General features: G+C 43.0%; 30 protein-coding genes. 12 read left to right on the top strand and 18 right to left on the bottom strand.

Translation table 11 applies throughout. The features are described 5' to 3' along the window. Positions 1-25 precede the first annotated feature (25 nt). The 3 genes from OCV47_RS04815 to OCV47_RS04805 are packed head-to-tail and all read left to right on the top strand — an operon-like array spanning position 26 to position 2,156. Positions 26-841 (top strand): DUF5685 family protein, encoded by an 816-nt coding sequence (locus tag OCV47_RS04815; RefSeq protein ID WP_256300118.1) that lies wholly within the window; start codon positions 26-28, stop codon positions 839-841. Further along, positions 838-1,734: a DnaJ domain-containing protein gene (locus tag OCV47_RS04810; RefSeq protein ID WP_117449199.1), complete on the top strand. Its 897-nt coding sequence runs from the start codon at positions 838-840 to the stop codon at positions 1,732-1,734. The genes OCV47_RS04815 and OCV47_RS04810 overlap by 4 nt, the downstream gene beginning before the upstream one ends. 17 nt (positions 1,735-1,751) lie before the next feature. Next, complete coding sequence (locus OCV47_RS04805; RefSeq protein WP_256300116.1) at positions 1,752-2,156, top strand: hypothetical protein; 405 nt, start codon at positions 1,752-1,754, stop codon at positions 2,154-2,156. A 58-nt stretch (positions 2,157-2,214) separates the two neighbouring features. On the opposite strand, the gene OCV47_RS04800 is transcribed toward OCV47_RS04805, so the two are convergent. Genes OCV47_RS04800 through OCV47_RS04790 form a run of 3 tightly spaced genes read right to left on the bottom strand, consistent with a single transcriptional unit; the run spans position 2,215 to position 5,308 of the window. After that, entirely contained in the window at positions 2,215-3,039 is an 825-nt protein-coding gene (locus tag OCV47_RS04800) for an energy-coupling factor transporter transmembrane component T family protein (RefSeq protein WP_262654138.1), read from the bottom strand. After that, positions 3,017-4,741 carry an ABC transporter ATP-binding protein gene (locus tag OCV47_RS04795; protein ID WP_262654136.1) on the bottom strand — a complete coding sequence of 575 codons (1,725 nt, stop codon included), beginning with the start codon at positions 4,739-4,741 and terminating at the stop codon, positions 3,017-3,019. Before OCV47_RS04795 ends, OCV47_RS04800 begins: the two co-directional genes overlap by 23 nt. A gap of 12 nt (positions 4,742-4,753) precedes the next feature. Continuing rightward, positions 4,754-5,308 (bottom strand): ECF-type riboflavin transporter substrate-binding protein, encoded by a 555-nt coding sequence (locus OCV47_RS04790; protein WP_262654134.1) that lies wholly within the window; start codon positions 5,306-5,308, stop codon positions 4,754-4,756. A 189-nt stretch (positions 5,309-5,497) separates the two neighbouring features. Here OCV47_RS04790 and OCV47_RS04785 point away from each other — a divergent pair, with 189 nt between their 5' ends. Further along, positions 5,498-6,379: a DMT family transporter gene (locus OCV47_RS04785; RefSeq protein WP_262654133.1), complete on the top strand. Its 882-nt coding sequence runs from the start codon at positions 5,498-5,500 to the stop codon at positions 6,377-6,379. A 57-nt stretch (positions 6,380-6,436) separates the two neighbouring features. Here OCV47_RS04785 and OCV47_RS04780 read toward each other — a convergent pair whose 3' ends face one another. The 4 genes from OCV47_RS04780 to OCV47_RS04765 form a co-directional block, all read right to left on the bottom strand. Continuing rightward, the gene (locus OCV47_RS04780; RefSeq protein WP_262654132.1) at positions 6,437-7,294 is read right to left on the bottom strand and encodes an SDR family oxidoreductase; all 858 of its coding nucleotides are present in this window, start codon (positions 7,292-7,294) and stop codon (positions 6,437-6,439) included. Positions 7,295-7,396: 102 nt separating this feature from the next. Further along, positions 7,397-7,861 carry a NanQ anomerase/TabA/YiaL family protein gene (locus OCV47_RS04775; RefSeq protein WP_262654130.1) on the bottom strand — a complete coding sequence of 155 codons (465 nt, stop codon included), beginning with the start codon at positions 7,859-7,861 and terminating at the stop codon, positions 7,397-7,399. Next, positions 7,861-8,778 carry a ketopantoate reductase family protein gene (locus OCV47_RS04770; protein WP_262654129.1) on the bottom strand — a complete coding sequence of 306 codons (918 nt, stop codon included), beginning with the start codon at positions 8,776-8,778 and terminating at the stop codon, positions 7,861-7,863. The genes OCV47_RS04775 and OCV47_RS04770 overlap by 1 nt, the downstream gene beginning before the upstream one ends. A gap of 108 nt (positions 8,779-8,886) precedes the next feature. Continuing rightward, the gene (locus tag OCV47_RS04765; protein ID WP_256300079.1) at positions 8,887-9,579 is read right to left on the bottom strand and encodes a cyclase family protein; all 693 of its coding nucleotides are present in this window, start codon (positions 9,577-9,579) and stop codon (positions 8,887-8,889) included. A 342-nt stretch (positions 9,580-9,921) separates the two neighbouring features. Here OCV47_RS04765 and OCV47_RS04760 point away from each other — a divergent pair, with 342 nt between their 5' ends. Continuing rightward, on the top strand, positions 9,922-10,587 hold the full coding sequence (locus OCV47_RS04760; RefSeq protein WP_262654128.1) for a GntR family transcriptional regulator: 666 nt from the start codon (positions 9,922-9,924) through the stop codon (positions 10,585-10,587). A gap of 101 nt (positions 10,588-10,688) precedes the next feature. Then, on the top strand, positions 10,689-11,279 hold the full coding sequence (locus tag OCV47_RS04755) for a cytidylate kinase-like family protein (protein ID WP_256300075.1): 591 nt from the start codon (positions 10,689-10,691) through the stop codon (positions 11,277-11,279). A 66-nt stretch (positions 11,280-11,345) separates the two neighbouring features. On the opposite strand, the gene OCV47_RS04750 is transcribed toward OCV47_RS04755, so the two are convergent. Further along, positions 11,346-13,304: an oleate hydratase gene (locus tag OCV47_RS04750; RefSeq protein WP_262654127.1), complete on the bottom strand. Its 1,959-nt coding sequence runs from the start codon at positions 13,302-13,304 to the stop codon at positions 11,346-11,348. A gap of 268 nt (positions 13,305-13,572) precedes the next feature. After that, on the bottom strand, positions 13,573-14,460 hold the full coding sequence (locus OCV47_RS04745; RefSeq protein ID WP_262654126.1) for a C39 family peptidase: 888 nt from the start codon (positions 14,458-14,460) through the stop codon (positions 13,573-13,575). Between the two features lie 246 nt (positions 14,461-14,706). On the opposite strand from OCV47_RS04745, the gene OCV47_RS04740 reads away from it, so the two are divergent. From OCV47_RS04740 to OCV47_RS04730, 4 genes are all read left to right on the top strand, one after another. Then, complete coding sequence (locus tag OCV47_RS04740; protein WP_317244136.1) at positions 14,707-14,964, top strand: response regulator; 258 nt, start codon at positions 14,707-14,709, stop codon at positions 14,962-14,964. Next, positions 14,885-15,088, top strand: coding sequence for a winged helix-turn-helix domain-containing protein (locus OCV47_RS15990; protein ID WP_317244135.1), 204 nt, complete (start codon positions 14,885-14,887; stop codon positions 15,086-15,088). Before OCV47_RS04740 ends, OCV47_RS15990 begins: the two co-directional genes overlap by 80 nt. Before the next feature lie 13 nt (positions 15,089-15,101). Further along, the gene (locus tag OCV47_RS04735) at positions 15,102-15,443 is read left to right on the top strand and encodes a hypothetical protein (RefSeq protein ID WP_262654125.1); all 342 of its coding nucleotides are present in this window, start codon (positions 15,102-15,104) and stop codon (positions 15,441-15,443) included. Between the two features lie 204 nt (positions 15,444-15,647). Then, positions 15,648-16,208: a sensor histidine kinase gene (locus OCV47_RS04730; protein WP_262654124.1), complete on the top strand. Its 561-nt coding sequence runs from the start codon at positions 15,648-15,650 to the stop codon at positions 16,206-16,208. Between the two features lie 104 nt (positions 16,209-16,312). Here the strand turns inward: OCV47_RS04730 and OCV47_RS04725 are convergent, their stop codons facing one another. Next, entirely contained in the window at positions 16,313-16,777 is a 465-nt protein-coding gene (locus tag OCV47_RS04725) for a helix-turn-helix transcriptional regulator (RefSeq protein WP_262654123.1), read from the bottom strand. 35 nt (positions 16,778-16,812) lie between these two features. Further along, positions 16,813-17,205: a cupin domain-containing protein gene (locus OCV47_RS04720; RefSeq protein ID WP_262654122.1), complete on the bottom strand. Its 393-nt coding sequence runs from the start codon at positions 17,203-17,205 to the stop codon at positions 16,813-16,815. Positions 17,206-17,339: 134 nt separating this feature from the next. Between OCV47_RS04720 and OCV47_RS04715 the strand changes: the two genes are divergently transcribed. Next, a complete protein-coding gene (locus tag OCV47_RS04715) occupies positions 17,340-17,576 on the top strand; it encodes a hypothetical protein (RefSeq protein ID WP_117449463.1) in 237 nt (78 codons plus the stop codon). After that, positions 17,573-18,754 carry an MFS transporter gene (locus tag OCV47_RS04710; RefSeq protein ID WP_262654121.1) on the top strand — a complete coding sequence of 394 codons (1,182 nt, stop codon included), beginning with the start codon at positions 17,573-17,575 and terminating at the stop codon, positions 18,752-18,754. Before OCV47_RS04715 ends, OCV47_RS04710 begins: the two co-directional genes overlap by 4 nt. Before the next feature lie 209 nt (positions 18,755-18,963). On the opposite strand, the gene OCV47_RS04705 is transcribed toward OCV47_RS04710, so the two are convergent. From OCV47_RS04705 to OCV47_RS04675, 7 genes are all read right to left on the bottom strand, one after another. After that, complete coding sequence (locus tag OCV47_RS04705; RefSeq protein WP_256300061.1) at positions 18,964-19,563, bottom strand: DUF3877 family protein; 600 nt, start codon at positions 19,561-19,563, stop codon at positions 18,964-18,966. A gap of 55 nt (positions 19,564-19,618) precedes the next feature. Next, the gene (locus OCV47_RS04700; protein ID WP_262654120.1) at positions 19,619-20,812 is read right to left on the bottom strand and encodes an ATP-grasp domain-containing protein; all 1,194 of its coding nucleotides are present in this window, start codon (positions 20,810-20,812) and stop codon (positions 19,619-19,621) included. Between the two features lie 15 nt (positions 20,813-20,827). Further along, positions 20,828-21,583 (bottom strand): esterase family protein, encoded by a 756-nt coding sequence (locus OCV47_RS04695; RefSeq protein ID WP_262654119.1) that lies wholly within the window; start codon positions 21,581-21,583, stop codon positions 20,828-20,830. A gap of 19 nt (positions 21,584-21,602) precedes the next feature. Next, positions 21,603-22,373 carry an alpha/beta hydrolase gene (locus tag OCV47_RS04690; RefSeq protein WP_262654118.1) on the bottom strand — a complete coding sequence of 257 codons (771 nt, stop codon included), beginning with the start codon at positions 22,371-22,373 and terminating at the stop codon, positions 21,603-21,605. A gap of 197 nt (positions 22,374-22,570) precedes the next feature. Next, positions 22,571-23,842 carry a sensor histidine kinase gene (locus tag OCV47_RS04685; protein WP_262654117.1) on the bottom strand — a complete coding sequence of 424 codons (1,272 nt, stop codon included), beginning with the start codon at positions 23,840-23,842 and terminating at the stop codon, positions 22,571-22,573. A gap of 12 nt (positions 23,843-23,854) precedes the next feature. Beyond that, the gene (locus tag OCV47_RS04680; RefSeq protein WP_117449451.1) at positions 23,855-24,538 is read right to left on the bottom strand and encodes a response regulator transcription factor; all 684 of its coding nucleotides are present in this window, start codon (positions 24,536-24,538) and stop codon (positions 23,855-23,857) included. A 10-nt stretch (positions 24,539-24,548) separates the two neighbouring features. Continuing rightward, on the bottom strand, positions 24,549-25,092 hold a 544-nt coding region (locus OCV47_RS04675), incomplete at its 5' end, for a UBA domain-containing protein (protein WP_117449450.1).

The following is a 25,092-nucleotide window of genomic DNA, read 5'->3' as shown; positions in this document are numbered from 1 at the left end:
AAAAAAGAAGGAGTAAGTATTTCTTATGTTCGGATATATATTAGCAAATATGGAGCAACTCATTCCTGAAGACCGATATCGTTATCAATCCTATTACTGTGGTCTGTGCAGAGCGCTGGGGGATCGGCACAACGCTCTCTGCCGAATGACACTGACCTATGATATGACCTTTCTTGCCCTGTTTCTGTCCGCTGTATATGATGCTCCCGAGGCTTTGAAAGATCAGAAATGCCGTATTCATCCATTCAAAAAGCAGCAATATCTGAAAAGTGAGATCCTGGACTATGCTGCAGACATGAATGTGGTGCTGTCCTACTATAATATGTTAGATGACTGGAATGACGATAAGAATCTGTTAGCACTGGGAGAAGCCCGTCTTTTTGAAAAAGAATGCAAAAAGGCTGAGGCTGCCCACCCAAGACAGTGTCAGATGATTCAGCAAAAACTGAAGGAACTTTCCAAAATTGAAAAAGATAACATACTGATCCCAGATATCCCTGCCAACTGCTTCGGCGATCTGATGGGAGAACTCTTCGTGCCTTTTGAAGATTCCCTGAACGTGCGTCTCCGCACCTTCGGCAAAGCGCTGGGAAAATACATCTATATCCTGGATGCCTGCATGGATTTGAAAAAAGATTTAAAAAAACAGAGCTATAATCCACTTGTGATCTGTCAAAAAACAGAATTTGATGATATACTGCATATGTTGATGTCTGATGTTGTATCATCTTATCAGGCTCTGAATTTCCAAAAAGACCGTGCCATTATCGAGAACATCCTGTTTTCCGGAGTTCTCATTAAGTACGAGTTATACAAAAAGAGGGGTGTAAAGAAAAAATGACACAGGATCCTTATGAGGTACTTGGCGTACCGCGTGGTGCCTCTGAAGAGGAAGTCACAAAAGCATATCGTAAGCTGGCAAAGAAATATCATCCGGATCTGAATCCAGGTGATGAAGAAGCTGCTAAAAAAATGAGTGAAATCAATGCCGCTTATAATCAGATAAAAAATGGAACAGCTGGAAGTTCCTCTTACGGGAACAGTTCTTCCTACGGAAGCAGTTCTTCTTATGGTGGAAGTTCTTCCTACGGTGGCCGCTCCTATGGAGGCGGTTCCTATCAGGGCGGTTCCTATGGCAGTGGATCTTATGGTGACGACCCATTTGGCAGTTTCTGGGAAGCCTTTGGTGGATTTGGCGACTGGTCGCAGCAGCAAAACAACAATTCCGGTCAGCCTTCTCCATTTGATACGGTTCGCCACTATATCCGCAATCACTGTTATGACGAAGCGCTGCATGTGCTAAGTACCATTTCCAACAGAACTGCTGAGTGGTATTTTTTAAGTGCGATTGCCAACTACAACAATGGCAATCAGGTCACAGCTTTGTCTCACATCAAAACAGCTGTTCAGATGGAACCGAACAATACCCAATACCGTCAGCTGCTGAATCAGATACAGTCTGGTGGACGGGTCTTTACAGAACAAAGTCAGAACTTTGGTGGAACCTTCCATACCACGCACAGCTGCTGCTGGTATTATATTGTGATCAATCTGTTCTGTATGCTGTGTGGTGGCGGTGGCTGCTGTGGTTTCCGCAATTATGGAAGCTACTACAATACCACACCAAACAACAGCTATTATTATAATGTACCAAATAATAATTCCTCACATTCCAGTGTCGGGGAATCTGCAATGGGTAATCCGGCTCAGATTGATCCGGAAGAATATTTGTAAGGAGGATTCGTTATATCATGAATAAATTAAAAGATACTTTGAATCGCTTTCTTCAAGGGCGTTACGGCATGGATCAGCTTGGTCAGGCATTATTTGTTGTCTATCTTGCCTTTTTCGTACTGAACCTGGTGACACGCAGCAGTATTTTCTACACACTGGGACTGATCGTTGTGATCTTTTTCCTGTATCGCTGTCTGTCCAGGAACTTTGAAGCCAGACAGAAAGAAAATAATTATTACATGGACCAGTACAATAAAGCTGCCCGCTTTTTCCGTCTTCAGAAAAGAAAATGGCAGGACCGCAACACTCACGTATACCGCAAGTGCCCGTACTGCCATACAACGATTCGTCTTCCAAAAGTAAAAGGAAAACATATCACTAACTGTCCAAAATGTCACAAAGATTTTGAAGTGAAAGTGTAAACCATTGGGGACGGTGTTTTCTGGCTCTTAAGAGCCAGAAAACACCGTCCCCATCGGCTTAGAATGGATTATAGAACCTGCTTCCATTCTGGAAGGTAAGTATCAGTGCTCCCACACTGAACACCACTAAAAAGATCATAACCGCATAATCGGCTGTCTTCAGTGGTCTTCCGGAATACCAGGTTCTTTTTTTATGCAATCCAAATCTCCTCAGTTCCATTGCATTGCTGATGGTATCGATTCGCTCCATACCAGTGAAGATCAATGGCAGCAAAATGGTCGCTGTGTTTTTGATTCGCGAAAACAGGGATGCTTTAGAAGACATCTCAATTCCTCTGGCTGCCTGGGCGTTTTTTATCCGTGTAAAATCTTCCTGCACATCCGGAATGTAGCGGAGCGCAATCGCAACAGAATAGCCCACATGATACGGTATTCCAATGCGGTTCAGTGAAGCTGCAAATTCACTCGGATTTGTTGTGCAGATGAACATCAGCACTGCCGGAGCCACAGTGAAATACTTGATCATGATATTGAATTCATAGAACAACTGCTCTTTTGTCATGTAATAGGACCCAAATAAATGTCCCAGTTCTGTTCTGCTTCCATAGATCTTACATCCCTGAAAAGGCGAGAAAAAGAATACCATCACCAGGTTCAGACACAGAAACAGAAGGATGAATTTAAACACTGTCCCTACCTGCTTCCAACTGATTCTGGACATTCGGAAGATGATCACACTGAGTACCAGCATTACCAGTAATACCCTGGTATCATAAGTAATCATACTGACTACCGACCAGAGAAGAAAGAACAGCAACTTCGTGACACCGGTCAGTTCGTCAATCCAGGTATCTTTTTGTTCATACTTCAGAATTGTGGACATCTCTTCTCTCCTTTCTCTCATACTGGATAAATCGCTCTACAAAACCAGAAACATCTGTAATTCCACATTTTACTGCCAGATCGTACAGCGAAGTCTTTTTCAGATTCGCCTTTTGCGCCAGTTCCTCATTGGTAAGGATCGCTGCCGGCGTATCGTCTGCCAGGATCTGCCCATCTGCCAGTACTATGGCACGGTCAGTATACTCCAGCATCAGATGCATATCATGGGTAATCATCATAATGGTAATCCCCGCTTCCTGATTCAGCCTCTTCAGGAATTCCATAATCTCTGTATAATGCCGGTAATCCTGCCCGGCTGTCGGTTCATCCAGAATCATCATCTCAGGCTCCATTACCAGAATAGATGCAATGGTCACACGCTTTTTCTGACCAAAACTTAATGCTGAGACTGGCCAGTTCCGCATCTCATAGAGTCCGCAGATCTTCAATACCTGATTTACCCGCTCTTTGATCTCCGCTTCCGGGATCTGACGAATGACCAGACCTAATGCCACTTCATCAAAAATCATTGGTTTCGAGATCATCTGATTCGGGCTCTGCATCACAAACCCAATCTTCTCTCCCCGTTCTTTGATGCTCCAGTTCTTCATATCCTGACCACGATAGATCATATGTCCTTCTGTCGGTGTCAGGAAACCACAGATCAGGCTTGACATCGTAGACTTGCCCGCTCCGTTCTTTCCAACGATGCTCAACATCTCGCCTTTTTTCACCTGAAAACTGATATTCTGAAGTACCTGTTGTCCTGGCAGATAACCAAAACCTACCTGTTGAAGCTCCAGCAGTGTTTCGCCTTCCTGATGACGTGACTGCACCGGTGCTTCCTGATACCATTTCTGTGCTTTTCCTTCCATACCAGTCAGGTCAAAGGTCTCCACATGCTGTGGCTTACGCTCCTCCAGCACCGGTATATTCATATATTTACATGCAGTCAGATACAATGGTTCACGGATTCCTTCCGCTTCCAGAACAGACGTGGTAAGCAGAGCATCCGGCGTCATATCCGCTGCTATTTTTCCATCTCCAATCACAATAATACGATCTACATCCCGATAAAGCACATCTTCCAGACGATGCTCAATAATCACAATTGTTGTATGATCATTTTTTTGAATCCGGTCAATCAAATCAATGGTTCTTTTTCCACTGGCCGGATCCAGATTCGCCAACGGCTCATCAAACAACAGGATCTCTACCCGGTCAATCATGACCCCTGCCATAGACACTCTCTGCTTCTGCCCTCCGGAAAGTTCTCCTGGTGCATGATCCAGCAAATCTTCCAAATCCAGTTCTTGCGCAGTCTTTTCCACACTCTGATGCATTTCTTTCTGTGAAGTACACTCATTTTCTAATGCAAAGGCAATATCTTCTGCAACGGTCAGCCCGATAAACTGTCCGTCCGTATCCTGCAATACCGTTCCCACCAGCTTCGACATGCCGAAAATGCCTTCTTCTCTCGGATCTTTTCCTTTGATCTTCAGAGACCCGCTGCATTCTCCCGGATACGAAAAAGGCACCAGCCCATTGAGACAATGGGCCAGTGTCGATTTACCGGAACCTGACGGGCCAACGATCAGTACCTTTTCCCCTGGATAAATCTTCAGATTAATGTTCTTCAGGGTCGGTTCTTTCTGGGCACGATATTTAAATGAATAATCCTTAAATTCTATAATCGGTTCCATATGTGTTTATTCCTAATCTTCTTTTGACAGGCTGGAAGACTTACCACCAACTTTGGCATAACCAAGTGCCAGAAGTGTTCCAAGGATGCCTACTACAATAATGTTACCAAGGAATGCAAAAAATCCCTGTGTAAATACCTTATTGGCCGGTTCTGCATAGATTAAAATATCCAGCAGCGGTGCTACTACGATCCATACAAGTGCATTGGCAATTACCTGAATCACATTGAAACGAATCGCTTCTTTTTTGGCAAATCCACCTTCTTTGATAGAAAAATGTACTGCAAAAGCACCGATTACGACACCAAACAGTGCATCCGGAAATACCCAGCTCCACCATACGCTTCCATAAAACAGCGCATCACCAAGAGCATGTCCCAACAGCCCCATAATACCGCCAACTACCGGTCCGAATACAGCTGCAAAAAATGCCAGCAGTGCTGCTCTTGGCTGCAGTGCAGTGTTCGGAATAAATCCCAGTGGAATCTGAACTGTGGTCAATACAACAAACAGCGCAGTTCCAATACCGGTCGCTACGACTTCTTTGATACCAAACTTCGTTTTCATAACAACGATCTCCTCTCTTTTTTATAATCAGAGCTAATTGCTCTGCAGGGTCTTTTGCCCCCACTCATATTAACAAATTCTGCTGTAAAATACAAGATATCCGGTAAATGATCTGTTTCATTGACTTTTATCAAAAATCAGTAGTATACTGGTTATCGAGCAAAATTTTATTAGAAAGTGTGTGTTAAAATGTCTGAAACAAGCAATAACAATTATGTAAAAGGTATTCTGTTCATCCTTCTGGCCGCTGTTGGCTTCGGATTTATGAGCTTCTTTGTACGCCTGTCGGGCGATCTGCCTTCTGTGGAAAAGAGCTTTTTCCGTAACCTGGTAGCTGCGATCTTTGCCGCCGGTGTCCTGATTCGTAACAAAGTTCCCCTTACTATAAAAAAAGAATGCCGCTTTCCTTTATTTATTCGCTGTGCGTTCGGAACCACCGGCATTCTCTGTAACTTTTATGCTATTGACCATCTTCTGCTGGCCAATGCAAATATTTTAAACAAACTGTCTCCGTTTTTTGCCGTGATCTTTTCTTATTTTATCTTAAAAGAAAAGATCAAACCGCTGCAGATCCTCTGCCTGATCCTGGCATTCTTCGGATGTCTGTGCATTGTAAAGCCAGGGCTCGCAAATGTATCTGTATTTCCAGCTCTGATGGGTGTCTTTGGCGGTCTGTGTGCAGGTCTGGCCTATACGATGGTGCGTAAAATGGGAATGCAGGGTGTAAAAGGTCCTGTAATTGTATTTTACTTTTCTGCCTTTTCCACATTGATTGTAATCCCATGGATCGCCGCTCACTTTGTAATGCCTACACCAAAGCAGATTCTGATCCTGATTGGTGCAGGGCTGGGAGCCGCCTGTGGACAGTTCTCCATTACTGCTGCCTATAAATGTGCACCGGCACGGGAGATCTCGATCTACGATTACAGCCAGATCATCTTCGCTGCTATCCTGGGATTCCTGTTCTTTGGTGAGATCCCGGATGTACTGAGCTTTGTGGGTTATGTATTTATCATTGGAGCATCCCTGTTTATGTTCCTGTATAATAAACGTCAGCCTGCACAGGGATAAACGATTACATCACCTTTAAAAGCCTGCCGGTTTTGTGCCGACAGGCTTTTTTGATCTTTACACTCCACTATATGCGCTGTATCCGCCATCTACCGGAAGTACGATTCCATTTACGAATCTGGACATGTCATCACTGGCCAGGAACAGTGCTGCTCCTACCAGATCGTCTGGATTACCGAAGCGTCCCATCGGAGTTCCCGTAATGATCTTATGGGCTCTTGGGGTGTAGCTTCCATCTGGCTGAAACAGCAGGTCATGATTCTGCTCTGCTGCATAGAATCCTGGAGCGATAGCATTACAGCGAATTCTGCTCTCACCAAAGTGGGTAGACAGCCACTGGGTCAGATTTACTATGGCACTCTTGGCATTGCCATAAGCCATTACCTTGGTCAGTGGAAGAATGGCTGTAACGGATGCGATATTGATAATGCTTCCACTTCTCTTTTTCCGCATATCCTGGGTAAATACCTGAATCGGAAGCAGTGTACCCATATAGTTTAATTCTACCACATCTCTGATCTTGTCTTCATCCAGATTCCAGAAGGAATCTTCTCCTTCTGTTACTTCTTTTCCAAGCATCTCAATAGAAGTAATGGCTCCCGGCTGGTTGCCCCCTGCCCCATTCAGTAAAATGTCGCAGCTGCCAAGTTCTTCTCTGATGACTTCTGCTGTTTTTTCCAGTTCTGCTTTATTTGTCACATCACAGCTGTAGCCTTTTACAACCGGTGCTGTACCATTCTTTTTTTCTACGTCAGAAATAATCTGCTCCACTACTTTAACCAGTTTTTCTTTATTCCGTCCAATAATCGCTACTTTTGCTCCGTTTTCTGCAAAACCGCTGGCCATAACAGAACATAAGGTTCCGCTTCCACCTGTTACGACCGCTGTTTTTCCGGTTAAATCTATTGTTCGCATATGTGCTCCCTTCCAAAATCCATTTTCATAATCAGTAATTATTTTCGCAAACACAAAATCCGATGCCCTGGTTGGCACCGGATCTGTCATAATCTGTACAAATTAGATCAGTGTAGTTCTTACTTTCACTACTACTTTACGTACTGTCATTGGTTTGTCAGCAGCTACTGCCGGTCTGTGAACATCGCATGGGAAAAATACGGTGAAACATCCAGGTATTGCATATACAAAACCTTCGTTTTCTACTTTCTTGTAGAAGATCAGGTCTCTTCCTTCAAAATACTCGTCCACTTCATATTCATCTTTCAGTGGAGTAAAACCAAGCTTTTCTTCTCCGGAAGCCAGGAACTGAACATCCAGATAATTCTTATGAGATTCTGGTCTTTTTTCTTCTACGCTTCCTGTCTCTGCATCAAATACCTGTGCGTAGATGTCTTTTCCCTGGATCTCGTATACTCCAGGTTCCATATTTACAAAATCATTACTCTTTAAGTAGTCGATAACTTTACGGATTACCTCTGGATATTCTGCATAGTTATCACATGTATGAATTGATGAAAAAATCATTACTCTTTGTCCTTTCCTTCCATTGCATGTACCATATTTACTACAAATTCATGACATGGTACTTCTACTCCGACTTCTTTTGCTGCTCTTACCACTGCACCACTGATGGTATCTACTTCTGTCTTTCTTGGTACTCTCAGGTCTGCACGAATAGAGGTACATCCATTTGGATTGTTTACAGAAGTTTCTTTTACTTTCTTCACAATCTCTTCTTCATCAGCTTTCAGACCTATTGCATGTGCAACCTCTACTGCTTCATGAATCAGCTTGCAGGTAAGGTTCCATGCATATGGATTGGCTGCAATGTATCCCATATCTACCTGCAGAATACCAGTTACTGCGCTGAGAGATACATTCGTGAACAGCTTATCCCAGATCAACTGCTGAATGGTATCACAGACATTCAGAGTGAATCCACAGCTGTCAAAGGATTCCTTCATCTTTGCCAGGAAGCCTTCTTTATCTTCTACCAGCATACCTGCATTGGTCTTGCCGACGCCACCACGTCTTACATGGCCCATGCCAAGTACTGCACCATTATCTTCAGTGGTACCAATAACGACTCTTTCCTTTGGTACATATTCCATCAGCAGATGTTCATGACCAGCACCGTTCTGCAGGGTAAGAAGATGAGTATGTTCTCCAATGATATTCTTATTGCCTTCCAGTGCAACCTTAGAGAAGATTGCCTTTACAAACAGAATTACCAGATCTACATCGGTAATGCCTTCTGTACTGGTAACAGCTGTTGGATGATAGGTATTGGTCACACCATTTTCATCAATCTGCAGTCCGTTCGCATTAATTGCATCTACTACGCTCTGGTTGGTATCTACAATATAGACTTCGTTATTCTGTGAAAGATGTCCACCATATATGGAACCCATTGCTCCGGCTCCGATTACTACTATTTTCATAGCCAGTCTCCTCTGTTATTTATTGTTTTTATTTATTATAAGGTGCGCATCATACCGTGTATCTCACACCTCTTCTGCGCACCTTCTGCTGTCTGTATTAACTCTGTCTTACTCTGTGAATCCTGGAAGTCCTTCGATTGCGTATGCACGTACCGGGCAGGAATCCAGTCCATGGATTGGAAGTGGAGAATAGCTCATGAAGAATACGTCGCTCTTCAGCTGTTCCAGATTCTTTAATACTTCCAGAAATACAATATTCTCAGCCATCAGAATATCATGGAATGGTTTAACATCTTCGTTGCTGTTTTCGATAGAAACACCATCACCGAAACCAACACATTTTACTTTGTGATCACGGAACCATTCAGCTACCTCTGCATTGATCAGAAGTCTGTGGTCTTTTTCTGTATTTGTGTCTGGTGTAAATGGTGTCATTTTATAAGCGGAATCAAGAATTACGATGTCGCCTTCTTTGATCTTTCCTTCTGTGATTCTGTCAAGATCTGCTGCTGTGATATGAGTATATGGTGCAACAGTATCTTTGAAGTCAAGATAAATAGCTCGTCCAAGGAATGTGGTCAGTGGAAGCTGTGCAACGCTTGGCCAATTGTCATCATGATGATAAGGGCACTCACAATGGGTTCCAAGGTGGCTGGTAAGGTCCATGATTGTGTGGAAATCTGGAATAGGACCGCCTGTGTTAAAACGATACATGTGGCATCTTCTTGTTTCAGTAGCCGGATCGAGTTCTTTTGTTAAGTCTACAATTCTTAAATCTCCCATCTGATAAACACTGTTCATAATAATATCCTCCGTTTCTTAAGTTTTAAATAAATGATTATTATTGACAGTATGACCATTTTCCCATGCTGGCGAATGGCCTTTCGATATAACCAGTATACCGGTATATCGGTTTTCTGTCAATATATAAATATTATACTATATTCAAAAAAATTTGAGTAGATTTTTTTGCAATTTTTCTGATTTCCAATCTTTTCTTGACCTTTGTCAAAAAATATACTAACATTATACTGATGTCCAGTTGAAGGAAGCGGAACGAAACTGCACATTTTCACAGGTATAGCCTGCCCGATCTTTCACCCTGGTATCGTTATTTTATTGAGATCGGAGTCAAAACATAATATGAAAGCGAAAAGCCTACTGCAACAGCAAGCATACGATTACATTAAAGGGAAGATTCTCTCCGGCGAATTTAAACCAAATGTTCTTTATTCTGAAACCAAGCTTTCTGCCACTGTCGGTATCTCCAGAACACCTATGAGAGAGGCGCTTCAGTGTCTGAGTCAGGATGGTTACATTACCATTGTTCCAAGCAAAGGATTTCAGATTCGTCAGCTGAATGAAAAAGATATGACCGAAAGCATTCAGGTGCGATGTGCCATAGAAGGATTCTGCACACACACCATTGCATCTTCCATTGACACCCCAAAAGGGAAAGCACTTCTTGCTACTCTGGAAGATCTGATTATACGAATGCGAGCCTATTCTCGAAATGCGGGTATCAGCCATGAAGCTATGGGAGAATTTATTAACTGTGACCACAGTTTTCATCTGAAACTGGTGGAATATATGGATAATTCTGAGTTTGAGCAACTGTATCAACGTCTGATGTATATGATACGTCTTACTTCCAATGAAGCTCTGACCAGACAGGGCCGTCTGGAAGAAACCATTGCCGAACATGAGGCTTATCTTGCCGCATTAAAGGAACATCGCGGAAATGATGCATACAATATTCTTCTGAGTCATCTGCTTATGCCAATAAAGATTCATGACCATGAAGTGTAAAAATTCCTACATGAAAAATGATACAAAATATGCTATACTAAAGAAAAAATCGTATCTGTGAAGGTACTGAACAGATACGAAACAGCATAGGAGGGATCATTATGGCAAACAGAATTATTACGATCAGTCGTCAGTTCGGAAGCGGCGGAAGAACCATCGGAAGAAATGTAGCAGAAAAGCTTGGCATTAAATGCTATGACCAGGAGCTTATTATCAAGATGGCAGAACAGAGCGGATTTTGCCATGATTATATCAAAGAAGGCAGTGAATATGCTGTTCCTGGCGGCTGGCTTGCCAATGCATTTGTAGCCCGTTATGCCAATGGTATGAGCAATCAGGATAAGCTGTGGATTATCCAGACCAACATTATCCGGGAGATTGCGCAAAAAGAAAGCTGTGTCATCGTAGGACGCTGTGCTGATGCTATTCTGGAAAAAGAAGAATATGCCGACAGTCTGAAAGTGTTCATCCATGCAGACTTTGAAAAACGTGCAGAGCGTATTGTAAAAGTATATGGTGAAACTGATGTACCATCTGAGAAACGTCTGAAAGACAAGGATAAACGAAGAGCTGCTTATTACCAGTTCTACACCGACCGTAAATGGGGCGATGCCGCACACTACGATGTGTGCCTGGACAGCGGAACACTGGGAATTGACAAATGTGTGGATATTATTACACAGTTATATTAAATTTATAATATTCGAATGGGAGTTTACAGCTCCCATTCGAATATTTTTTTATTTCTATTTCATATTTTATTTCATCATATAGTCTTTGATCACATTGTGATCCCTCAGTACTTTTTCTACTACCGTTCCTTTTACCGCTTTCAGCAATGGTTTCTTCACCAGATTCAGTGGTCCCGGAAGTGGAATCTCCAATGGAGATACACCATCCATCAGCTTCACACTGGCATCCAGAAGTTCTCTCACATCATATACGCTGCCCCATACCTCCGGTACGCCACGATCTACGCCCAGCAGTCCGTAAACAGCTTCCATTGCTGTACGTACAGAATATTCTGTGGTGAAGATAGTATCCCTCGGTGTCTCAGCGAACTGTCCAAGGAATGCGAAGTTCACGCAGCCATCCGGGATAACATCCGGTCTGTCTCCTTTTGCTCTTGGCATGAAGAATGCGGTGATGTATGGCATCATGGTCGGTACGCAGACTGCACTGTGATCTGCCAGTTCTTCGATCTGATCTGTCGGCACACCCAGATGATACAGCCATTCTTCTGTGATCTCTTTACCGGTACAGTCTTTCATCGGTTTCTTGACATAATCGCCTGGCACATCGGTAAACAGACTGTATACCCATACGCAGACTTTGTCTTTATCCTGATCCTTGAACTGTCCCTGACGGTTGATGGTCCAGCTCAGCAGCCATCTGGAATCCTGGCAGCTGACGATACCACCAGTTACTACCTTGCCACTCTTCGGATCACGTTTGCAGATGTTAGTGATATATGGAATGATCTTATCATCCAGTGTGGTAATCGTTGCAGATTCCCAGTTGGTCTTCTGGATATCGGAACAGAATTTTTCCGGATGTCCAAAAGACGGATCCTGCTTTGCAATGTTTTTCCACAGGCTCCAGCATCCGCTGGTACGCACTTCGGCATCCCCATTTGGTGCATGGTTCTGATCACCGTAAATGGTGCCTTCGGTGCAGCTTCCATTGGTGACAAATACCAGATCATCCTCTGTCAGCATGATTCTTTCTTCCTGACCTTTCACCTTGCACTCGATCTGGGTTGCCACTTTTCTGCCACCCTTAATATCAAACAATACATTCGTTACTTCCGTATTAAAACGGAATTCCACACCAGCCTCTTCCAGATATTTTTTCATCGGAAGAATCAGGGATTCATACTGGTTGTATTTTGTAAACTTCAGTGCACTGAAATCAGGCAGCCCACCAATATGGTGAATGAAACGCTGGATATACAGCTTCATCTCCAGGGCACTGTGCCAGTTTTCAAATGCAAACATAGTCCGCCAGTATAACCAGAATGTGGAGTTCAATACCTCTTCATCAAATACATCCTCAATCGTCTTGTCGTACAGATCTTCATCTTTAGTGAAAAACAGCTTCATGATCTCCATGCAGCCCTTCTGGCTTAAATTAAACTTGCCGTCAGTATGTGCATCCTGTCCCTGTTTTACCGTAGCACGGCACAGAGAATAGTTCGGATCATGCTTATTCAGCCAGTAATATTCATCCAGCACGGATGCACCCGGTTTTTCCAGAGATGGAATACTGTGGAACAGATCCCACAGACATTCGAAATGATTCTCCATCTCACGTCCGCCTCTCATAATATACCCTCTGGTCGGATCAAAAATACCATCACAGGCACCACCTGCGATATCCATTGCTTCCAGAATGTGAATATGATCTCCCGGCATCTGTGCATCCCTTACCAGGAAGCAGGCTGCTGCCAGAGAAGCCAGGCCGCTTCCCACCAGATAGGCATGTTTATCATCTACGCCTTCTGGTTTTTCCGGACGGGCAAATGCTTCATAATTTCCATTTGTATAATAAATACCTTTGCTATTCTTCTCCTGTTTGCCACGTTCCGTATTGCGGTAATTTGGATCTGCGTGAACTTTTACATTTTCCTTTTCTTTACGATTCTTCGATGCAAGAACGGCTGCACCTGCTGCCGCTGCTACTGCTACGCCTAATGCAGAATGTTTTTTCTTTGCCATAATATTGTCCACCTTTCCTGTGAATCGTATCCGTTCAGTCCCTGCACTGATATATGCCAAAACACTTCGCGGGGCAGTGGGTTCTGAACAGTTACTTCATTTTTACTATTCCCGATTTATACACATATCTTACCTGCTATTTTCACTTTCTACAATGAACAAAACCGGAAGGATGTCCGATTTTCGAACATACTCCCGGTTTTGACTGACTTCTATACGGTAACACAGTAAAACTGACCGTGAAATCTCTCACTTCTTTTTACTCATTTTATTCTGTCAGGATCACGCACTGACCACCCCGCTCGGCAAAGATCTTTTCAAACTGTACTCTGCTGACGGTAATACGGCTGTAGATCGGATCGGCTACTGTAACCGTATCTTCGTCATATCCGATCAACACAGCTCCATGATCGTTGGTGCTCCATTCCATGTAAGTGCCATCCTCACGGTACCAGCTGTCTGTCTCTGCACGATCTTCCATATTGATCGTGCACCAGATCACCACCGGCGTTCCCTGATCAATCAAATCATAAAGTTCTTCTGGCTGTGCATTTTTCATAGCCACAGCAGTCATATCACTTCCCACGTCCGTCAGATAGGCGTTGGCCGCCGTGACGATTGCTCCGGTTCCGCAGATATATCCCGTCTCTTCCGTTGGATCTCCCACAAAAAAGTTCTCCAGATCCGGTCCCATCAGCCGGCCATCCTCACTGCGGTAAAATTCTGCCTGCACTTTTGGCATATAGTCCAGCGCCATGGTCACTTTATTCACCTGATATCCATAATAATTCATCACCATAGTCAGCGCCGTAATCTCACATCCAGTAGGCAGTTCCGGGTACTGCTCGATAATATCAAAATCCGTCAACTGGGTTGCGCTGTTGCTTTTCTTCACTTCTGCGGAAATCTGCGTGCTCTCCAGTCCCACAGCCACCGTTTCCGACTGTGTTTCAGATTCCATTTCTGTTACTTCATAAGAACCGGCTTTTTCTCCCTGCTGATCATCACTGTTATATATTACTTCTTTTTCTACATCTGATTCTGTGCTATCCTGTGTCACCGCTTCAGCCTTGCAAATCGAACGATATGCATTTCCTGCGCCAAATCCACCGATCAACACCACCACCGCTAAGATAATTGCTGTAATCTTCTTCATTCCCACTCCTCATATTGTTTCCGTTCAAACTGATACCCTGTTATGCTACCATGCCACCCTAAAAACAGCCTAAATCAAATCTGAAGATTTTGTGAAAGTTCCCTTTTTGCTTTATTCCCACTTTTATTCCATGTTATACTGTAGCCGACAAATTTTATTTGGCGGATATGCCACACCGACGAAATGCGCAGCATTTTGGAGGTTGGCTCTGAACAGTTACGAAACAGATACGAAAAGGAGATTTTTATGCGACTGTTAATTGCAGAAGATGATAATGATATTCGCAGAGCTCTGGTGGCTTTGCTTCAGAAGAATAATTATACCGCAGATGAGACGGATAATGGCACGGATACTTATGCCTTTGCGTCCAGAGGTCAGTACGATGGCATCATTCTGGATATTATGATGCCGGGAATATCAGATCATGGAAATGCTCATGTGTACCCCGACAGACATCGTCACATCCGATACTCTGATGGAACAGGTATGGGGCTGGGACAGTGAAGTATCTGTCAATAATATCTGGGTCTACATCTCTAATCTGCGCAAAAAGCTGCAGCAGCTGAATACTTCCGTCTCCATCCGTGCTGTCCGCGGTGTGGGATACTGCATGGAAGAATCAAGATAGAGGGCAGGGAACTATGATTAAAAAATTACAGAGAAATTTTATCCGCATTGCAGCACTGGCGTTGTTGTCAGTTATCCTGATTGTGGCTGCTTCAATTAACGGTGTCTTTCTTTACCAATGCAATCAGCTCCTGGATAGCAAACTGGAGGACATGCTGATTCGTCATACCAGCAAAGACGATGATATCAAGAACAGGCCAAAACAGGAAAACGCTCCTACTGCGGAAGCTCCGAGAAAAAAACGTACCACCTCACCTTTTGACATTTTCCCGCTGCTGCACCAGAATATGCAGAGTTCTTCTGCCTGCTGTGTCGTAATTCTAGACAGTGACTATACCATTCAGACTGTGCGTTAGAATATCGAGGATTCCTTTTCTGACGAGGATCTGGGAAACTATATTTCTGTCATCCGGCAAAGAGGAAAAGACCACGGATGGAATCAGTTTATAAAGTACCGTGTCATCACTAATAAAGACACCGATGGAAATGAACAGATCTGTATTGCGTTTATCAATGCATCACCGACTCTGTATTCCATTATGTCCCTGCTGGTGATTTCCATGATCATCGGACTGGCTACTTTCCTCATCATTTTACTGCTGATCATCATGGCTTCCCGACGGGCGATTCAGCCATTGATCGAAAGCTATCAGAAACAGCATCAGTTTATTACGGATGCGGGACATGAACTGAAGACCCCACTGACTGTCATCTCTGCCAACAGTGAACTTGCCCGGATGACCTATGGAGACAGTGAATGGTTTGACGGCATCGACCGACAGGTACAGCGTATGAACAAGCTGGTACGGGAACTGATCTCGATTCTGATCGATAATGCTGCCAAGTATTGTGAAGAATCGGGTACAGTCCATGTGGAATTGCATACTGTAAACAGCAAGATTCGTCTGGCCATCACGAACGATTTCCCGGATGTGGAGAACTGCGATTTTTCTGCTATCTTCGACCGATTCTACCGGGCTGACGAATCTCGGAAGTCTGACGGTAGCTATGGACTGGGACTGTCCATTGCCAAAAATATCGTAGAAATACATCATGGCACCATCGCAGCCAGAGCTGCAGGTGCCACGAAGGTGATATTTGAAGTGGTTTTTAAAAATTAATATTCCTTACCCAGTAGAAAGTCTGCATGAGTCAGTCCTGTCAGACCTATTGTGTACGGTACATAAGATATGCCGAAGTGATGATTGCGTTCACAATATAATCTTTATTTTTTTCGATATTCAGTCGGTGTAAGATGATAGTGCTTTTTGAATAATTTGCAAAAATAATCAACATTATTAAATCCGGTTTCATTTGAAACTGTAATAATTTTCTTTTCTGTTTTCCTGAGCAGTACTGCTGCCTCATTTAGTCGATAGTTTATCAAATAATTTATCGGCGTCGTATGTAAATATTTCCGAAAATAATTCAGGACTGTACTTTTGCTCAACATTGCATAATCTGCAATATTATCTAATGAAATATTACTACGATAATTTTGTTGAATATACTGCATCATCAATTGTAATCTTGCCTGCGTAGAAGCCGACACGTATGAATAATTATCCTCATTTTTGATATTTACATGTTTGCATAAATTCAGCCATATTTCTTGCATCAGAGCCGATGTTGCCAGTTCACGAACATTCTTCTCATCTTGAACAGAAATAATTTTTTTTATAATTTCCAATATCTCTGCCTGCCAGACAATTTCTTTATAAAAACTTAAAAAGTGAGTGAAGACGAAATAACCGGTTGGATATATTTTGAATAAATCAGACTGTCTTCAGGAGAAATGAAACAAGGCATGCATAAAAAATTGGGAATAATTGCCCCATCAGGAGAATGAAATCGATGCAAAATTTTCGAGTTAATGAACACTCCATTTCCTTCTGAAAGGACAAAATGTTTCTCTCCACTCCAAAAAGTTACAGTTCCAGATTCAACATAAACAAACTCCAATTCTGTGTGCCAGTGCCATTCAATACAATTAAAATCAAATAATGCCAGATCATCATAGAAAAAATCAAATGGATATCTGTTTGTGCCGTGAGTAATCGATTCCATCAGATTTTCATCTGTCAGGATCTTGTTATAGGCTTGCTCTATTGTTTCCATTCTTGACTCCTTTGTATGTAATTTACGATATTATACAATAAAAATCAGATATATAGCAATGAAAATACATTATTTATACTTTATAATTCAATAAAAGTTACAGATCACCATCTATTACAGAAAGGTTTTAGCTTATGTATAATGCAACAATAACAACTCAACCATATAAATCAGGAAAAAGCCTGACTATATATGTAGACAATAAAAACATGGTTAATGAATTGATGATAGCCTTGATGGATGCTGGATTTATTGTTAATTATGAACCATGTTATATATCTGAAAACTATGAAGGCTGCTTTTTGTATGATGACAAAAATGTAATAACGATCTGTTACAAATCCCAGGAAAGGACTTTTGAATCATCATGACAACGCCAAACTATCAAAAAACAAAAATTGCATGTTATCTTGGGTTTATCACTCAGGCTATTGCAGCTAATTTTGCACCCCTGTTATTTTTAAAATTTCATCATGATTATCAGATTTCGCTAGGAAATATTGCGTGGATATCTACCTGTTTCTTTTTTACCCAGCTTCTGATCGATCTGTTCTGTGCTAAATTTGTTGACAAAATCGGATACCGTGTCTGTGTTGTAGCTTCTGAAGTGTGTTCTGCTGCTGGATTAATCGGACTGGCATTTTTGCCGGAGATTCTCCCGAATCCTTTTGCCGGAATCCTGTGCAGCGTTATTTTATATGCAATGGGGAGCGGATTGATTGAAGTGCTTTGCAGTCCTATTATAGAAGCATGCCCATTTGATAACAAAGAAGCAACCATGAGCCTTCTTCATTCTTTTTATTGCTGGGGAGCTGTAGGAACCATATTGATCTCAACCATATTTTTCCTAATATTGGGAATCGAAAATTGGAAATGGCTTGCTGTATTATGGGCACTTATTCCAATTGTAAATATCTATAATTTTGCGACCTGTCCCATTGAATATCTGGTAGATGAAGAAAGCGGAATGAAAGTAACTGAACTATTTAGAAAACCTTTATTCTGGCTTGCCATTTGTCTGATGATCTGTTCCGGTGCATCAGAACTTGCAATGGCACAATGGGCTTCTGCCTATGCCGAAGCAGCACTTGGGTTATCAAAAACAATAGGTGATCTGGCTGGTCCATGCATGTTTGCTATCGCAATGGGTATAAGTCGTGTAATTTTCGGGAAATATGGAGAACAAATAGATTTAATGAAATTTATGGCAAGTTCCGGAATCTTATGTGTAATCTGTTACTTGCTTACTGCATTATCATTGAATCCAATACTTGGTTTGATTGGTTGTATTGTATGTGGGTTTTCTGTAGGAATTATGTGGCCTGGAACAATAAGCATCTCATCTAAAGAATTTCCTATTGGAGGAACAGCAATGTTTGCATTGCTTGCTATGGCTGGAGATTTGGGCGGTAGTATTGGACCAGGTATTGTAGGTCATATCACTCAGAGTGCTGGTAATAATATTCAGGTCGGAATGGGAATTGGTCTTATTTTTCCAGCTATTTTATTAATTATGTTATTCATTTTACATACAAAGAAAAAATATTAGGAGGACTATTTTTATTTTAAAGGAAACTGTGAGTACAACATTCAGGATGCAGAGTCACAGGCTCTGCATCCGATTGAAGATGCATTTGGGAATCCCAAAGCACTGCGGGCTTTCCTCAGTACCAATGTATCCTTATCAACTTTATGAAATACGTAACATCGTTTTCTGTGATTTTTCAAATTTGCTCATTTATAGTTACCTGACTAAGTTTACTTACACATAATACATTCCTGTGCATTATGCTTGATCTCATTGTCTTCGCTGACCAGTTTGTTATAGTCTGGTCTGGAGAATCGGTGATAGGTAATTCCGAAATCATCCTGCTCCATGCAGTATACATATGGATCTGTTTCTTCGGATGTGTAGTAGAATACCAGTCCCAGTCCTTCACTTTCATGGTCTTCTTCCACACAGGTTCCCTGATGCTCTGCTGCATAGTCTTCAAAGACTTTGCGTACCTGATCCATGTCATTTTCCCGCCTGTTCAAGACTACCAGGAGGTTCTTTAACAGTTCTGAATCCGGTATTTTTTCTGAAATGTACTTACAGCCTTCTGGCGGAACATTCAGACAGTAGCGCTCTCCCACATTGGAGATCTCGATCTGGCCAAGACGTTCACTGACGATCTCTGCAAAAATGGCCAGATTCTTTTTCAGTTCTTTTTCGGTTGTACCATCCGGCAGCTCCAGCATCCCAATCAGGGATACATCCGGGTAATACAGCCGCATATTTTCTTCTTTATAGCCAATCTTCATTTGCCATTCTTTGATGGTGTCAATGATATGGCGTTCCAGTTGTTCTGTATGCATAAATGATAACCTCACTTCCGATTTTGTTAGTATACGCTAACTATTATATCATATTCTATCTACAGGTCAACGCGTCCTTATAAAATGCTGCCATCTGTTTTTCTGTGGAAAATGTAGCAATGTACATACGATTTCCCATGGCTCCGGAAAGTGCGTCCGGCATACGATCTTCCATGCAGATCTGTTTGGAATATTTTCCGCTGAGTGCAGCATCATCCAGCACATAATCTTTTCCGTCACGGCGTCCCACAAATGCACAGTAAGCACTTGCTCCTGCCGGCATTGTGGTCTCATCAAAAGCAATCATGTCTGCCCAGATTTTGTATACATCCGTGCTGTGTGCAAAGTTAATCATATCCGGGGTAAAGCCGCCGCTTGGGCGCATGTTGACTTCCAGTGCCACCAGATCCCCGGCTTTTCCCAGACCTTCCTGATCTCTCTGCAGACGGAAAAATTCAAAATGAACAAAACGGCTCTTTACGCCAAAGGCTTTTACGGTAGCCCGCCCTGCTTTTCTGGTATCTGCCGGCAGCTTTTTCAAAATATAGAACAGGGAACTCTGTTGTTCGTTCACAATATCCATAATGGAAACCGGGGAAACATTGCCAGTCTCGAACATCGGCTTTCCGTGGGAATCGATAATGGCATCATAGGAATTTACTTCGCCCCAGATAAATTCTTCCATAATGTATACCGTATCCGGCCATTTTTCCTCAAAAAATGTCTTCATTTCCTCATCGGATGTAATCTTGAAGGTATGGGAAGCTCCTACTCCATTATCTGGCTTGGCTACTACCGGATAGCCCACTTCTTTTGCAAAAGCCAGACAATTCTCTTCCGTATCTACCATGTGGAAACGTGCTGTCGGAATTCCCGCTTTTTTATAATAATCTTTCATTTTAGATTTGAACTTGATACGTGGGATATCACTTTCCTGGAATCCACTGGTGATATGGAATTCTGTACGCAGTCTGGCGTCTCTCTCCAGCCAGTATTCATTGTTGGATTCCAGCCAGTCAATACGGCCATATTTGAAAATCAGAAATGCTACCGCACGGTACACTTCCTCATAATTCTCCAGAGTGCTGACCTTATAATATTCATTCAGGTTCTCTTTCACATTATAATCCAGTTCATCATAAGGCTGGTCCCCGATTCCAAGGACATTCAGCCCGTTTTTCTTCAGTTCCCGGCAAAACATCCAATAATTTGTCGGGAAGTTTGGTGAGATAAAGATAAAGTTTTTCATAATATCATTCTCCTCTTAAACATTTAACAGATATGGTACAAAGTAGGTAACCTGTTTGTACCACCATGGCCAGTCGTGGGAGCAGTCGTATCCCCAGTAATCTACCCAGACGTTGATGCCTTTTGCATGTAGGATACGATCAAGCTGTCTGGTATATTCCGGTTGTTCCCATGGTCCCTGTCCTGTACAGATAATGGCTTTTTTCTTATTGTAAAGCTGTATATACGGATGGTCGTATGGCATGTTAGACAGGTAATGTACTGGTGAATTCTGGTACACCAGATCGTTCATGAAGGTTCCAAATCCGTATTCTGCGCTGTATACACCACTCAATGCCAGCAGTCCGTCAAACAGATCCGGTCTGCGGAAATACAGATTTGCCGCATGGGCTGCACCCAAGCTGCATCCGAATGCAATGATGCCCGGATAACCGGTCCAGCCGTTCATCTCATTAACCATCTTACGTATAAACGGTACCATCTCATCTGTAATATAGCGGATCCAGTTTTCATACAACTGACTGCGGTACTCTGCATTGCCCCAGGTATCGGACCAGGTTTCACGATCAATAGTATCAATGGAAAATACACATACCTGACCCGCATCAATCCACGGTGCCCATACATCCGTCATATGAAAATCCTCAAAGTCAAAAAATCTGCCATCCTGACATGGAATATACAACACCGGTCGACCGCCGTGCCCATAGACCTTCCATTCCATCTCCCGCCCAAGGGCGGGACTATATTCTTTAAAATACTGTGTTCTCATACTTATATTCTTCTTTCTGTTATCTGGTCTCAGGATAAAACAGGGCATCCATAAAATATGGAATCTGCTTTTCCCAGCAGGCTTCGCAGTGATCCCCATTTGGCACAATCCGGCTGGTGAGCAGAACGTCTCTGGAAAGTAACAGATCTGTTACCTTGCGGAACTGTTTTCGCATCACAGCATGGAAATTGATCTCATTAGCGCCATAATCCATATAGACCGTTGTATCCGGTACAATTTCCGCTTCCCGAATCAGCTTATTAATCTGAGTCATATTCGTCCAGATAGACGGTGACAGCGCTGCTGCCTTCGAAAAAACGTCATTATAAGCAAGCACTGCGTAGAGACTCATCAGTCCTCCCATGGAGCTTCCTGCAATAAATGTATGCTCCCGATCTGGAAGTGTACGGTAATCTCGGTCGATCTGTGCTTTCAGTGTATGAATCATCCATTCCATGGTCTGTTTGCCCCATGCCGGGATTTTTCCAATATTCGGTGCAGTAAACGGGAACGGAGAATACTCCTTAAGACGCCCATTATCCGGATCATGACTGCATTCCACAGCAACAATGATTAACTGTCTGCCGGTACGATCCATATACTCCTTCATGTCCCAGCATTTTCCATAGGTTGCATCTGAATCAAAAAATACATTATGTCCATCAAACATATATAATACCGGATATCGTTTTTCCTGTTCGTATGAATAAGACTCCGGAAGATAAAGATAGACGTTGCGTTTTTCTTCACCGGACAGCTCCGGAATCGTAATCTGCCATTTATTTATCATAATATCAGTCTCCTTTTCAACAGGTTTATTATAAAACCTGAATTTTAAATTGTAAACAACGAGAAACACACCCGGCGGTTATGCCTCGGCCAATGGGGACGGAGTTTTCTGGCTCTAAAGAGCCAGAAAACTCCGTCCCCATTGCGCGCCTGGCTGCAAAATACAAACAGAGACAGCATTTAGAGTATTTTATACCTCTAAACTCTGTCTCTGTTATCTTTATCATATATCGGTAATTTTACAGTAATCCGGCTTCCCACGCCTTTAAAACTAACCACATCAATCACTGCATGATGACGGTCTGCGATCCATTTGGCAATGGACAGTCCCAGTCCGCTTCCCTGTGTGGTTCCCCGAACTGCATCTCCACGGAAAAAACGTTCAAACATATGGGCTGCCTCTTCTGCCTTCAGTCCGATTCCTTCATCCTGTACACCAAGACCTGCCCTGCTATCCTCACATAACTCCAGGCGCAGGGTGATTTTTCCTCCTTCCGGAGTATATTTGGCTGCATTGTCCACCAGTATCCGGATTGCCTGTTTGATCATTGCCACATCTGCCTGAATGTATCCGTCCCATTTCTGTACCAACATATACTGATGTCGATGATCGATCATCTCTGATTCCTCACAGATCTCCTTCATCAGCTCTTCTGCCTGAATCGGCTCCGGATGGAACTGCTGCCGTCCTCCGTCTCCTCTCGCCAGGAAAAGGAGCTGATCCACCAGTTCTTTCATATGAGCAGATTCTTCGCTGATAGCATGTACCGCTTCTTCCAGTGTGGCACGGTCATTCATTCCCCAGCGTTCCAGCATAGATGCATACCCTTGAATCACTGCAATCGGGGTTCGCAGCTCATGACTGGCATCATCCACAAAACGGGTCTGCTCCCGGTAACTTGCCTGTAGACGCTTTAACAGGTTGTTGATCGCATTCTCAATTCCCTTCAGATCCGAATCCCCGGTACTGATATTATTTTCTGATGCGGTAAGCTGATCAATGGCTTCTTCCAGATTCTGAATACGTTCCTCATCAATGCCCTGCACAGACAGTTTTTCCGCCGTCATTGCCAGTTCATCGATAGGGCGCATATATTCTCTCAGTCGGTGGTTCTGGGAGGACCAGTCTATCAGCCAGCTTAAAAACTGTATACAAAATACCACGCCAATCACTGTACAGGCAACCACTGCCATCTGTCCGATCTCCACCGTAACATCCTGGTTTCCAATCTTACACACATACTGCCAGCTTTCCAGTCTCTGCCAGAATGGAAGATATCCTTTCCATGTGGCGCTGCGCTCTCTTGCCAGTTCCAGTGCACCATACCTGCTCTCTGCCGCTGCACATGCACTCAGAATGGCTCCGATTCCAAACAGTATGTCCCATAAAATATAGGTTTTCAGTCTTTTCCACTGAATGGAACGGTTGATTTTCCAGATTACCGATGATGTCTTTGGCTTCTGTTCCATACCATTCCTCCATTAGTCTTCCTTGATCACATAGCCGATTCCTCTGACTGTACTGATCAGATGAATCTGAAACCGGTCATCAATCTTATGACGCAGATACCGGATATACACATCTACAATATTAGTTTCCACATAATAATCATAGCCCCATACCTGATCAATCAGTGTATCTCTGGACAGCACAATATTCTTGTGCTCCAACAATGTCTGCAGTAAAGTGAACTCCCGGATAGTCAGTTCTACTTTTTCTCCGCACACCGCCACTTCATGGGCATCAGGGCGCAGTTCCACGCCCTTGCAGGAAAGCACCGTTTCCACTGCCCTGTCCTTCTGTTTTGCTGCTTTTCTCAGTGCAACCCGGATTCTTGCCAGAAGTTCTTCTATGGCAAACGGCTTCGTCATATAGTCATCCGCTCCCATTTCCAGACCGCTTACTTTATCCATCACGGCATCTCTGGCAGTCAGCAGGATCACCGGCATGTCTGATGTTTTCCGGAGACGCCTCAGCACTTCCAGTCCGTTAATGCCCGGAAGCATAATATCCAGAATCATCAGATCATACTTGCCGCTTTCCGCAAGAGAAAGGCCACTGAGCCCGTCAGTTGCCTTTCCTGTTTCATATCCTTCATGCTGTAGTTCCAATTCCACAAAACGTGCAATTTTCTCTTCATCTTCTACAATTAAAATTGCAGCCATTCCTGTCTCCTTATTCTTTGATCTCATCCACAATATTCTGCGCAAAATCACTTGCCTTTTCCATTGTATCATTAATGGTGTCTTTTCCAAGTTCTTTTCCTTCAAAAGAATATTTCAGTCCAAAAATCAATCCTGCAAATAATACAATGGCTGTGATCCAGAAGGATGCTGCCGCACATACAATCGGTATCAGCACCGGCACTCGAACCAGTACTTCTCCATTTCGCTTTACTACAAAACTGTTATCAATGCTCATACGAAGGATCTGTTTCAGAGTACGTTTGATTTTACCTCTGTTCTTTTTCTCCGCGGTGCTTCCCTCTGCCTCCCCCTCAAATGCCTGTCCGGTGACAGTCGGACTGACCGTTTCATACGCGGCGCTGTTCTGATTTTCCGTGGACATCTTCACTCCATCTGCGATTTTTCCCTGACGCTCCAGTTCAATCAGCGCATCCAGCATATCCCAGTTGTTTTTCTCCAGAACTACTTTTGCTTCCTCAATTGTGATATTGGCTTTTTCCCGTAATTTTTCCACCATTTCCATATGTTCCATC

The organism is Muricoprocola aceti, from assembly GCF_025567005.1.
In the GTDB taxonomy this organism is placed as follows: domain Bacteria; phylum Bacillota; class Clostridia; order Lachnospirales; family Lachnospiraceae; genus Marvinbryantia; species Marvinbryantia aceti.
The sequence above is the reverse complement of the archived record's forward strand: the minus strand, read 5'-3'. Positions and strand labels throughout refer to the sequence as shown.

What these genes read in the sequence shown, in the direction of transcription:
- OCV47_RS04815 (WP_256300118.1), top strand. Translation starts at nt 26, where the DNA reads ATGTTCGGATATATATTAGCAAATATGGAGCAACTCATTCCTGAAGAC.
- OCV47_RS04810 (WP_117449199.1), top strand. Translation starts at nt 838, where the DNA reads ATGACACAGGATCCTTATGAGGTACTTGGCGTACCGCGTGGTGCCTCT.
- OCV47_RS04805 (WP_256300116.1), top strand. Translation starts at nt 1,752, where the DNA reads ATGAATAAATTAAAAGATACTTTGAATCGCTTTCTTCAAGGGCGTTAC.
- OCV47_RS04800 (WP_262654138.1), bottom strand. Translation starts at nt 3,039, where the DNA reads ATGTCCACAATTCTGAAGTATGAACAAAAAGATACCTGGATTGACGAA.
- OCV47_RS04795 (WP_262654136.1), bottom strand. Translation starts at nt 4,741, where the DNA reads ATGGAACCGATTATAGAATTTAAGGATTATTCATTTAAATATCGTGCC.
- OCV47_RS04790 (WP_262654134.1), bottom strand. Translation starts at nt 5,308, where the DNA reads ATGAAAACGAAGTTTGGTATCAAAGAAGTCGTAGCGACCGGTATTGGA.
- OCV47_RS04785 (WP_262654133.1), top strand. Translation starts at nt 5,498, where the DNA reads ATGTCTGAAACAAGCAATAACAATTATGTAAAAGGTATTCTGTTCATC.
- OCV47_RS04780 (WP_262654132.1), bottom strand. Translation starts at nt 7,294, where the DNA reads ATGCGAACAATAGATTTAACCGGAAAAACAGCGGTCGTAACAGGTGGA.
- OCV47_RS04775 (WP_262654130.1), bottom strand. Translation starts at nt 7,861, where the DNA reads ATGATTTTTTCATCAATTCATACATGTGATAACTATGCAGAATATCCA.
- OCV47_RS04770 (WP_262654129.1), bottom strand. Translation starts at nt 8,778, where the DNA reads ATGAAAATAGTAGTAATCGGAGCCGGAGCAATGGGTTCCATATATGGT.
- OCV47_RS04765 (WP_256300079.1), bottom strand. Translation starts at nt 9,579, where the DNA reads ATGAACAGTGTTTATCAGATGGGAGATTTAAGAATTGTAGACTTAACA.
- OCV47_RS04760 (WP_262654128.1), top strand. Translation starts at nt 9,922, where the DNA reads ATGAAAGCGAAAAGCCTACTGCAACAGCAAGCATACGATTACATTAAA.
- OCV47_RS04755 (WP_256300075.1), top strand. Translation starts at nt 10,689, where the DNA reads ATGGCAAACAGAATTATTACGATCAGTCGTCAGTTCGGAAGCGGCGGA.
- OCV47_RS04750 (WP_262654127.1), bottom strand. Translation starts at nt 13,304, where the DNA reads ATGGCAAAGAAAAAACATTCTGCATTAGGCGTAGCAGTAGCAGCGGCA.
- OCV47_RS04745 (WP_262654126.1), bottom strand. Translation starts at nt 14,460, where the DNA reads ATGAAGAAGATTACAGCAATTATCTTAGCGGTGGTGGTGTTGATCGGT.
- OCV47_RS04740 (WP_317244136.1), top strand. Translation starts at nt 14,707, where the DNA reads ATGCGACTGTTAATTGCAGAAGATGATAATGATATTCGCAGAGCTCTG.
- OCV47_RS15990 (WP_317244135.1), top strand. Translation starts at nt 14,885, where the DNA reads ATGGAAATGCTCATGTGTACCCCGACAGACATCGTCACATCCGATACT.
- OCV47_RS04735 (WP_262654125.1), top strand. Translation starts at nt 15,102, where the DNA reads ATGATTAAAAAATTACAGAGAAATTTTATCCGCATTGCAGCACTGGCG.
- OCV47_RS04730 (WP_262654124.1), top strand. Translation starts at nt 15,648, where the DNA reads ATGATCATCGGACTGGCTACTTTCCTCATCATTTTACTGCTGATCATC.
- OCV47_RS04720 (WP_262654122.1), bottom strand. Translation starts at nt 17,205, where the DNA reads ATGGAAACAATAGAGCAAGCCTATAACAAGATCCTGACAGATGAAAAT.
- OCV47_RS04715 (WP_117449463.1), top strand. Translation starts at nt 17,340, where the DNA reads ATGTATAATGCAACAATAACAACTCAACCATATAAATCAGGAAAAAGC.
- OCV47_RS04710 (WP_262654121.1), top strand. Translation starts at nt 17,573, where the DNA reads ATGACAACGCCAAACTATCAAAAAACAAAAATTGCATGTTATCTTGGG.
- OCV47_RS04705 (WP_256300061.1), bottom strand. Translation starts at nt 19,563, where the DNA reads ATGCATACAGAACAACTGGAACGCCATATCATTGACACCATCAAAGAA.
- OCV47_RS04700 (WP_262654120.1), bottom strand. Translation starts at nt 20,812, where the DNA reads ATGAAAAACTTTATCTTTATCTCACCAAACTTCCCGACAAATTATTGG.
- OCV47_RS04695 (WP_262654119.1), bottom strand. Translation starts at nt 21,583, where the DNA reads ATGAGAACACAGTATTTTAAAGAATATAGTCCCGCCCTTGGGCGGGAG.
- OCV47_RS04690 (WP_262654118.1), bottom strand. Translation starts at nt 22,373, where the DNA reads ATGATAAATAAATGGCAGATTACGATTCCGGAGCTGTCCGGTGAAGAA.
- OCV47_RS04685 (WP_262654117.1), bottom strand. Translation starts at nt 23,842, where the DNA reads ATGGAACAGAAGCCAAAGACATCATCGGTAATCTGGAAAATCAACCGT.
- OCV47_RS04680 (WP_117449451.1), bottom strand. Translation starts at nt 24,538, where the DNA reads ATGGCTGCAATTTTAATTGTAGAAGATGAAGAGAAAATTGCACGTTTT.